Here is a 9,063-nt window from a genome sequence, read left to right as displayed (position 1 = left end):
CAGCCGGGGGTGCGGGGGTGGGAGGTGCGACGACGCGGAGAGCAGCAGCGCGCCGCACCGCAGGGGGCGCCGCCAGCGAGAGCTCCGCGGCGGCCAGTGCACCGATCCGGGTGAGCCCGTCCAGGTCCACGGCGTCGCGGTCGCACCGGCGGGTCACCGCGTCGACCAGCCACCGGCTCAGCGCCTCCGCGCTGAGCTCCTCCAGTGCGAGGGTGTCCACGGCGCCCACAGCGGCCAGGGCCTCGGCTCGCCGAGGCTGCTCGGCCCGACGGGTGGCGCGCGGCACCAGCAGCGCCGGGGTGGTGCTGGCCATGATCTCGGCCGTGGAGTTGTAGCCGGCCATCGAGACGACGGCGGCGGCCTCCCGCACCAGTGCCGGCACGTGCGGTGCCAGCCGGGTGACCTGGATCTGAGCTGCCTCGGGGGAGGCTGCGACGGCGCGCTCCACGCTGGCGTGGTCCTGGCGCGGCATCTGCGGCCCGGTCAGGATGATGTGCCGATGCCCCGCGGGGACCCGCGCCTGGGCGGCTGCCAGGGCCAGCCGGCCGCCGTCGGACCCTCCGCCGACCATGGAGAGCACGTAGGGCTTCGGTGCCCGGACGCTGGAGTCGCAGAGCTCATCGGTGGGGCGTCCGTGGCTGAGGTAGCCGGTGAACCGGGTCCGGGTGGCCAGCGGCTGCGGAATCTCACCGCTGATGATCGGGTTATAGACCGAGGGGTCACCGTAGACCCAGACCGCATGGTAGAACTGCGCGGCCGCCGAGGCCCCGCCGATCCGGTCCCACTCCGCCTGCGCCGCGGCCGGGGAGTCCAGCACCTCGCGCATCCCCAGCACGCAGCGGGTGCCTCGGGACCGAAGCCACTCCAGGGAGTCCAGCAGCTCCCCGTCGACCCCGAACGGGTGGCGGTCGGCGATGAAGAGATCGGGGGACATCGCCGTGATGGCCGCGGCCGCGGTGCAGCGGCGCAGCTCGGAGAGCCGCCCGTTGCTCACGTCGAGGTTCCGGGAGGCGTAGCCCTCAGCGGTCCGGGTGAACCCGGGCAGGACCAGCCAGTCCCAGCCCGGTGGCAGCGAGTCCGCGGTGGCATCGGGGTGTCCGGCGATCAGCAGCCCGCGCACCGGGTGCCCGGTCAGTCGCGGCAGGTCCGCGGCCAGGGCGTGGGCGAGAGCCCGATTGCGGCGGGCGTGGCCCAGGCCGACGGAGTCGTGGGAGTAGAGGACTACGGTGATGCTCATGGAAGACCACTCTGGTCACCGCAGGTGAAGCAGCGATGAGACCAGCATGAGAGTCTCTTCCGAGTTCTCTCATCCTGGTCTCATCTGATTCTCATGAAGACCTCAGCGCCTCATGAGGGAGGCTCAGTTGACCGGTCCGGTCCACTTCTCGCCGGGGCCCTTGCCGGGCGCATCCGGGACGCTGGACTCTTCGCGGAAGGCGAGCTGGAGCGAGCGCAGTCCGTCACGCAGCGGCGCGGCGTGGGTGGAACCGACCTCGGGAGCGGCGGCGGTGATCAGGCCGGCGAGTGCGGTGATCAGCTTGCGGGCCTCATCGAGGTCCTTGAGCTCCTCGGCCTTGGGGTCGTCGGCGAGGCCGGTCTTGACCGCGGCGGCACTCATCAGGTGCACGGCGACGGTGTTGATCAGCTCCACCGCGGGCACCTCGGAGATGTCGCGGGACCGCTGGTTGACCGCCTGGGCGAGATCGGATTCTCCGGCGTGGTTGTTCTGCTCACTCTGCATGCTGGTAAGCTTGTCACAGTCTCATCGGCCGCGCTAAACGCGCTCAACACCGCGAAATGCGCCCAGTTGAGCTCAACGAAGCGCTCCAGCCGATGTCTCCCCATTCACCGAATTCCTCACAACAGGAGCTAGACAGATCAGCGAACCACGCATCAACGAACGCATCCGCGTACCAGAAGTCCGTCTTGTCGGCCCCCAGGGGGAGCAGGTGGGTGTCGTACGCATTGAAGACGCCCTTCGTCTTGCCACTGAGTCGGATCTGGATCTGGTAGAGGTTGCGCCCCAGGCCAAGCCTCCCGTCTGCAAGCTGATGGATTTCGGCAAGTACAAGTATGAGGCTGCGGTCAAGGCCCGTGAGTCGCGGAAGAACCAGAGCACCACGGTGCTCAAGGAGGTCCGCTTCCGGCTGAAGATCGATGACCACGACTACAACACCAAGGTCGGTCACGCTCGCCGCTTCCTGGATGCCGGTGACAAGGTCAAGGCCATGATCCAGTTCCGCGGTCGCGAGCAGCAGCGTCCGGAGATGGGCGTGCGGCTCCTGCAGCGCTTCTCGCAGGACGTCGCTGATCTCGGCGCCGTGGAGTCCTCCCCGCGCCAGGACGGTCGCCATATGGTGATGGTCGTCGGTCCGCTCAAGACCAAGGCCGAGGCCAAGGCGATGGCGAAGAACCAGGCCAAGAAAGAGGATCCCGTCGAGGCTGATGCCGAGGCCGAGGCGCCCAAGGTCAAGAACGAGCGCCGCTCGCGGAAGAACGCCGAGCGGCTGCCTACGGAGAAGAAGGACGCGACGCCGCTCTCGAACTCCATGGCCGATTATCTGCCGGATGAGTTGAAGAACCTCTAGAGGCCTTCTCTCCTCACGGTGAACCCGCGCACCATTCTCATGACGTAGACTGGTGCGCTGGTCTGCGTGACGGCCCCACAGGGGGCGGTCACCACCACCCAAAAAGGGGTCCGAGGCGTGGATCCGTCGTGCTGCGCAAGCAGCGCCGGCCACGCTGGCCGACCCACCTCTGCGCCGCCGCACCAGCTGATGAGCCTCGGCTCACGGTGGGAGAGCACAGGCGCTGCAGGTCCGAACGACATAAGGAGAACGGCACCATGCCGAAGATGAAGACCCATAGCGGGGCCAAGAAGCGCTTCAAGCTGACCGGTTCCGGCAAGCTCAAGCGCCAGCAGGCCAACCGTCGCCACTACCTGGAGCACAAGTCTTCACGCCTGAAGCGCCGCCTGGCCGGAGACCACCTGGTCACCAAGGCCGACGAGAAGCGCATCAAGCGGATGCTGGGCATCTGAGCCTCAGCACATTCATCACCGAAGACTTTAAGACTCAAGGAGATATCACGTGGCACGTGTGAAGAGGGCCGTCAATGGTCATAAGAAGCGCCGCAAGGTCCTAGACAGGGCCTCCGGCTACCGCGGTCAGCGCTCACGCCTTTACCGCAAGGCGAAAGAGCAGCTGCTGCACTCGTACGTCTATAACTACCAGCACCGCAAGAAGCGCAAGGGTGACTTCCGCCGCCTGTGGATCCAGCGCATCAACGCTGCCGCCCGCTCGCACGGCATGACCTACAACCGCTTCATCCAGGGCCTGAAGGCCGCTGGAGTCGAGGTTGATCGCCGCATGCTGGCTGAGCTGGCCGTCTACGACGCCAACTCATTCGGCGTTCTGGTCGAGACCGCCCGCAAGGCGCTCCCGCAGGACGTCAACGCCGCTCGAGTCTGACTCGATCCGCGTGGCTGAAGGCGCCGTCTCCTCATCGGGGGCGGCGCCTTCTGCATGTGCGCGGCCGCTCGCGACAGCGCGCCGCTTGGCAGCACCCGTAGAAACATGAGCAGCCCCGAAGCAGGAGAAGAGAGAATCATGTCCCAGCACATCGACCCCGAGCTCGTCGACAACCCGAAGTCTGACCGCGTCCGTCGCGTGGCGGCTCTGGCCGGGCGCTCCGCGCGGCAGAAGCAGGGACTCTTCCTGGCGGAGGGGCCTCAGCCGGTCCGCGAAGCACTCACGATCTGGCTGCGCCAGTGGGAGCAGGAGCTGGGCCCGCAGCCCTTCCCCGAGCTGGACGCGCTCTTCTTTGATCCCGCCGCACTGGAGCGGCACCCCGATGTGCTCGCGCTGCTGGACCGGATGCGCGGGGTGCTGTTCAACCCGGAGACCCAGCTGCCTTCGAACGCCCGGCCGTTCCTGCGCGAGGCCACCCCCGAGGCGCTGCGCGCCATGGGCGACGCCGAGACCTCCCAGGGCATGCTCGCCGTCTGCCGCATCCCCTCGGTGAGCACGGCACGTGAAGCGCTGGACGCCCAGCTCGAGAAGGTCGCCCAGGGCACCGGGCAGGTCGCTGCGATGCTGCGCCTGCAGGACCCGGGCAATGCCGGCACGATCATCCGCACCGCGGATGCGGCCGGGGCCGGCGCCGTGGTGCTCTCTGCAGGGACCGTTGATCCCTGGAGCCCCAAGGTCGTGCGTTCGGCGGCGGGATCACACTTCCACGTGCCGATCTTCACCGGCATCGACGCCGCGGAGCTGACCGAGGCGGCTCGCGCCAAGGGCTTCCAGGTGCTCGCCGCCGACGGCCGGGGTGAGGTCCAGCTCGCCGAGCTCGCGACCCCTGCGGCCCCCACGCTGTGGCTGCTCGGTCACGAGGCCCACGGACTGACCCACGCCGAGCGTGAACTCGCCGATCAGCGCGTGGCGATCCCGCTCTTCGGGGCCGCCGAGTCCCTGAACGTGGCCACCGCGGCCACGGTGTGCATGTACTCCACCGCGATGGCTCAGCACGCGCTCTCCGCCGAGGCGCCAGCGTCCGAGGCCGGAGAGAGCGCACCCACGGCATGAGCCGGGAGGCCGAGAACACCGGCTTCGACTGCATCCACTGCGGGGAGCCGATTCCCAGACAGCTCGGTGGCAGCTATCGCAATCACTGCCCCCGCTGCCTGTACTCCCGGCATGTGGACATCGCTCCGGGGGACCGCGCCGCGAACTGTGGGGCCGCGATGGAGCCGGTGGGCGTGGACCACACCGGCAAGAAGGGCTTCCTGCTGCTGCACCGCTGCACCCGGTGCGGGCAGGTGGACCGGAACCGGCTCGCCCCGGACGATGACATGGACCGCGTGATCGAGCTGCAACGCCCGCACTGAGCTTCAGCGGCGCTGAGCTTCAAACGCCCTGAGGTTCAGCCGGGCTGGTTGGTGAACTGCACCCGCGAAGCCCCGCGGCGGTGCGAGCCTGCAAGGTGGGTGTCGACCATCCCGATGGCCTCCATCAGCGCGAAGGCCGTGGTGGGACCGACGAATCGGAACCCCTCGGCCTTCAGTCGCTTCGCCAGAGCCTCGGACTCCGCGGATCGCGTGGGCACCTGCTCCATGGTCTCCGGCACCGGAGTCTGCTCCGGCTTGAAGGACCAGATCAGCGCGGACAGGCCGCCGTGTTCCCGCAGCGCCAGGGTGGCGCGGGCATTGCCGATGGTCGCGGTGATCTTCCCACGATGTCGAATGATCCCGGCGTCCTGGAGCAGCCGCAGCACGTCCGCCTCGGTGAACTCCGCGACGGCCTCGGGATCGAATCCCGCGAAGGCGGCGCGGAAGTTCTCCCGCTTGGCCAGGATCGTGGACCAGGAGAGACCCGACTGGAAGCCCTCCAGGCTCAGGCGTTCGAACAGGCCCGGTTCATCGCGGATCGGCATGCCCCATTCGGTGTCGTAATAGCGCAGCATCATCTCGCTGCCCAGCGCCCAGGGCGTGCGGGCCAGCCCATCGGGACCGACCGCAGGTCCGGTCTCGACTGCGGTCGCTCGCGCGGGGGCCGGGCGATGGGTCGGTGAAGAGGTCAGCGAAGCGGTCGGCGCAGGATTCTGGTCAGAAGGCACGGCACCAGGGTATCCCGGCCCACCACGCCGGTAGTTGCATCTTGCAACCAGATGCTGCTCCGCGCTGGTAGAACAGCATCATGACGAACAGCACACCGACACAGCCCGGCCCGAGCATCTTCGCCGACCTGGACCACTACGTCAGCCACTCTCGGCTCAGCGGCCTCACGCTGAGCCCCGACGGCTCGCGGCTGGTCACCACGGTCTCCACCGTCAACACCGCAGGAGACGGCTACACCGGAGCGCTGTGGGAGATCGACCCGCAGGGCAGCCGCGCCGCGCGGCGGCTTACCCGCAGCGCCAAGGGCGAGGCGGCTCCGGTCTTCTCCGCCGAGGGTGACCTCTACTTCACCTCGGCCCGCCCGGGGGAGAAGCCCGAGGAGAAGGGCTCCGCGCTCTACAAGCTCCCGGCCGCCGGGGGTGAATCGATGCTGGTCAGCCGCAGGGCTGGCGGAGTGAGCCAGCCGCACTGCGCCCAGCGGGGATCCACCATTCTGCTGACCGCACCGCTGCTGCCGGGAGCGCGCAGCGAGCAGGACCAGGAGCAGCTGCACACCCGGCGCGAGGACGCCTCGGTCAAGGCGATCCTGCACACCGGCTACCCGGTCCGGTTCTGGGACCATGACCTCGGACCGGCCCGCCCGAGCCTGTTCGCGCTGGAGTCCGCGCCGGAGAACACCGAGCCCGACGACGCCGCCGCGCCGGCGTCCCAGGATTCCGAGCAGGCGAGCCTGCGCCACCTCACCGAGGGTCTCGGCGCACGCTTCGGCGGCGAGGTTCAGCTCAGCCCGGAGGGCGGTCTCGCACTGATCAGCGTCATCGTGCCGGAACCCCGGGCAGGTCAGCGCAACGCCCTGGCCGTGGTGGACATCGCCACCGGTGAACGTCGCATCATTGCCGATGAGCCCGGCTACACGTTCAGCGCCGGAGTGATCAGCCCGGATGGTCGGACCGCCGCTGTTCTGCGCTCGGCCCAGCCGACCCCGGAGCGGGCCCCGCAGCCGCAGCTGCACCTGCTGGATCTGGACACCGGGGAGCTGACCCGGCTCGCCGAGGCTGCAGACCTGTGGCTCAGCCCCGCGGCCTGGCTGCCGGACGGCTCTGCTATGCTCGCGCTGGCCGATCAGGGCGGTCGCGGCCCGGTGTTCCGGGTGGATGCCGCTTCCGGCGCGGTGCACCAGGTGACCACCGAGGACGCGACCTACTCCGCCGTCGTCGTGCACCCCAAGGGTCACACCGCCTACGGGGTGCGCTCGAGCTACGCCTTCCCCGAAGAGGTGGTCTCGATCGATCTCGCCACCGGTGAGGCCACGCGACTGCAGAACCCGCATCAGCGCCCGGAGCTCCCGGGCCGCCTGACCGAGGTCACCGCAGCCGGGACCGACGGCGCACCGGTGCGCGCCTGGCTCGCACTTCCCGAGCAGGCCTCCTCCACGCAGCCGGCGCCGCTGCTGCTCTGGATCCACGGCGGACCGCTGAATTCCTGGAACGCCTGGACCTGGCGCTGGAACCCCTGGCTGATGGTGGAGCAGGGCTACGCGGTGCTGCTTCCGGACCCGGCGCTCTCCACCGGGTACGGACAGGAGTTCGTCCAGCGCGGCTGGAACTCCTGGGGCGGCCACCCGTTCACCGATCTGATGGCGATCACCGATGTCACCGAGGCGCGCGAGGACATCGACCCCACGCGCACCGCGGCGATGGGCGGCTCCTTCGGCGGCTATATGGCCAACTGGATCGCCGGGCAGACCGACCGGTTCTCCGCCATCGTCACCCACGCCTCGCTGTGGGCGTTGGACCAGTTCGGACCGACCACGGACATGGCCTCCTACTGGCGCAACGAGCTCGACGAGCGGATGGCCGCCGAGCACTCGCCGCACCTGCATGTGGAGAAGATCGTGACCCCGATGCTGGTGATCCACGGCGACAAGGACTACCGGGTGCCGATCGGGGAGGGCCTGCGGCTCTGGTACGAGCTGCTCGCGAAGTCCGGGCTGCCTGCTGATCAGGACGGGCAGAGCGCGCACCGGTTCCTGTACTTCCCGGACGAGAACCACTGGGTGCTCAGTCCCGCCCACGCCAAGATCTGGTACCAGGTGGTCTCCGGCTTCCTCGCCGAGCACCTGCTCGGCGAGGCGGCGGTGCCACCGGAAGAACTGGGGCTCACTGCACCGGCTGCCGACTGACTCCGGCGCCCGCCCGCCCGCCCGCCCGGGCGGACAGGCGGAGCCGGTGAGACAGGCCCGGAGCCGGAGATGCATGCCCGGAGACGAAGATGCATGCCCCGAGACAAGGAGGCGGCCCTGGTCGGATGACCAGGGCCGCCTGCTCAGCTATGGAACTGGCTCAGCTCCCCGCAGGGGTGAAGTCCCGGCTGCCCAGGTGGGCGGGCCGTGGCTTCGCCGCGGCGAAGGGCTCGGTCGGCAGGTTCTCCACCGAGTTGTACACCAGGAACACATTGGACCGGGAGTAGGGCGTGACGTTGCCGTTGGAGGCGTGCATGCAGTTGCTGTCGAACATCACGGCACCGCCCGCGGGGCCTTCGAGCACGTCGATGCCGAAGCGATCCGCGAACTCGGTCAGGGTATCGGCGTCGGGGACCCCGGCGCCCTGCATCACCAGGGACTTCTCGTGGTTGTCCTCCGGGGTGGCGCCCACGGCGCTGATGAAGTGCTGGTGCGAGCCGGGCATGATCATCAGCGGACCGTTGAAGGAGTAGTTGTCCGTGAGTGAGATCGAGACCGAGACCGCTCGTGGGGCGGGCATGCCGTCCTCGGCGTGCCAGGTCTCGAAGTCCGAGTGCCAGGTGAAGTCCTTGCCGGTGAAGCTGGGCTTGTAGTTGATCCGGCTCTGGTGGATGTAGACCTCGGAGCCCAGGATCTGCTCGGCCCGCTTCACCACACGGGGATCGTTGGCGATCTTGGCGAAGATCTCGTTGGTGCGGTGGATGTCGAAGATCGAGCGGACCTCGTCGGACTTCGCCTCCACCACGGTGCGCTCGTCCTGCTTCACTGCAGGATCCTGAGCGAGCCGGCGGAGCTCCTGCTTGAACAGCGCAAGCTCCTCGGCGCTGATGAGCTGCTCGATGCTCAGGTAGCCCTTGTCCTCGAAGGAGGCCAGTTCGGCGGCCTCCAGCGGACCGTCCTGGGGCGATCCCTGCACCACCGGGTCTTCTCGGGCGATGACCTGCGTCTCGGTCTCGGTGCGGGTGGGGTAACGGTCGGCGATCGCCGCCGGGTGATTCATCGTCGTCGTCATTCTTGACCTTTCTGGTTCTGCATCAGATCTGTGTCTGGTTTCGTATCAGGTGATCTCGGGTCGCTTCGCACTCCGCGACATGGTCCCCGTGTCATGTGCTCGCAGGTGCCAGAAGCTGTCCTTCGACCGTAACAGGACAGTGATCTCGCGCAACTGCAGCGACGACCAGCGCGCAGACCTACCGGGCGCGCGGCT

At 68.5% G+C, this 9,063-nt stretch carries 10 protein-coding genes; 6 read left to right on the top strand and 4 right to left on the bottom strand.

The genetic code is table 11. The features are described from left to right. Both I2487_RS08575 and I2487_RS08570 read right to left on the bottom strand, forming a co-directional pair. Positions 1-1,237, bottom strand: a 1,237-nt coding sequence (locus I2487_RS08575) for a glycosyltransferase family protein (RefSeq protein ID WP_207170713.1), incomplete at its 3' end; no start/stop codon positions are given. Positions 1,238-1,360: 123 nt separating this feature from the next. Beyond that, complete coding sequence (locus I2487_RS08570; protein ID WP_207170714.1) at positions 1,361-1,741, bottom strand: DUF1844 domain-containing protein; 381 nt, start codon at positions 1,739-1,741, stop codon at positions 1,361-1,363. Between the two features lie 136 nt (positions 1,742-1,877). Here I2487_RS08570 and infC point away from each other — a divergent pair, with 136 nt between their 5' ends. The 5 genes from infC (at position 1,878) to I2487_RS08545 (ending at position 4,885) form a co-directional block, all read left to right on the top strand. Continuing rightward, complete coding sequence (infC, locus tag I2487_RS08565; RefSeq protein ID WP_084479376.1) at positions 1,878-2,588, top strand: translation initiation factor IF-3; 711 nt, start codon at positions 1,878-1,880, stop codon at positions 2,586-2,588. Between the two features lie 257 nt (positions 2,589-2,845). Beyond that, positions 2,846-3,040, top strand: coding sequence for a 50S ribosomal protein L35 (rpmI, locus tag I2487_RS08560; RefSeq protein WP_036474096.1), 195 nt, complete (start codon positions 2,846-2,848; stop codon positions 3,038-3,040). Between the two features lie 49 nt (positions 3,041-3,089). Further along, positions 3,090-3,470 carry a 50S ribosomal protein L20 gene (rplT, locus tag I2487_RS08555; RefSeq protein WP_058888465.1) on the top strand — a complete coding sequence of 127 codons (381 nt, stop codon included), beginning with the start codon at positions 3,090-3,092 and terminating at the stop codon, positions 3,468-3,470. Between the two features lie 138 nt (positions 3,471-3,608). After that, the gene (locus I2487_RS08550; protein WP_207170715.1) at positions 3,609-4,583 is read left to right on the top strand and encodes a TrmH family RNA methyltransferase; all 975 of its coding nucleotides are present in this window, start codon (positions 3,609-3,611) and stop codon (positions 4,581-4,583) included. After that, complete coding sequence (locus tag I2487_RS08545; protein ID WP_207170716.1) at positions 4,580-4,885, top strand: RNHCP domain-containing protein; 306 nt, start codon at positions 4,580-4,582, stop codon at positions 4,883-4,885. Before I2487_RS08550 ends, I2487_RS08545 begins: the two co-directional genes overlap by 4 nt. 35 nt (positions 4,886-4,920) lie before the next feature. On the opposite strand, the gene I2487_RS08540 is transcribed toward I2487_RS08545, so the two are convergent. Then, positions 4,921-5,496 carry a DNA-3-methyladenine glycosylase I gene (locus I2487_RS08540; protein ID WP_255546130.1) on the bottom strand — a complete coding sequence of 192 codons (576 nt, stop codon included), beginning with the start codon at positions 5,494-5,496 and terminating at the stop codon, positions 4,921-4,923. A 197-nt stretch (positions 5,497-5,693) separates the two neighbouring features. Here I2487_RS08540 and I2487_RS08535 point away from each other — a divergent pair, with 197 nt between their 5' ends. Further along, positions 5,694-7,796 carry a S9 family peptidase gene (locus I2487_RS08535; RefSeq protein WP_207170717.1) on the top strand — a complete coding sequence of 701 codons (2,103 nt, stop codon included), beginning with the start codon at positions 5,694-5,696 and terminating at the stop codon, positions 7,794-7,796. 160 nt (positions 7,797-7,956) lie between these two features. Here I2487_RS08535 and thpD read toward each other — a convergent pair whose 3' ends face one another. Next, positions 7,957-8,868 (bottom strand): ectoine hydroxylase, encoded by a 912-nt coding sequence (gene thpD, locus I2487_RS08530; RefSeq protein ID WP_207170718.1) that lies wholly within the window; start codon positions 8,866-8,868, stop codon positions 7,957-7,959. Positions 8,869-9,063: the final 195 nt, after the last annotated feature.

Source organism: Nesterenkonia sp. E16_10 (genome assembly GCF_017347085.1).
GTDB lineage: Bacteria > Actinomycetota > Actinomycetes > Actinomycetales > Micrococcaceae > Nesterenkonia.
The sequence above is the reverse complement of the archived record's forward strand: the minus strand, read 5'-3'. Positions and strand labels throughout refer to the sequence as shown.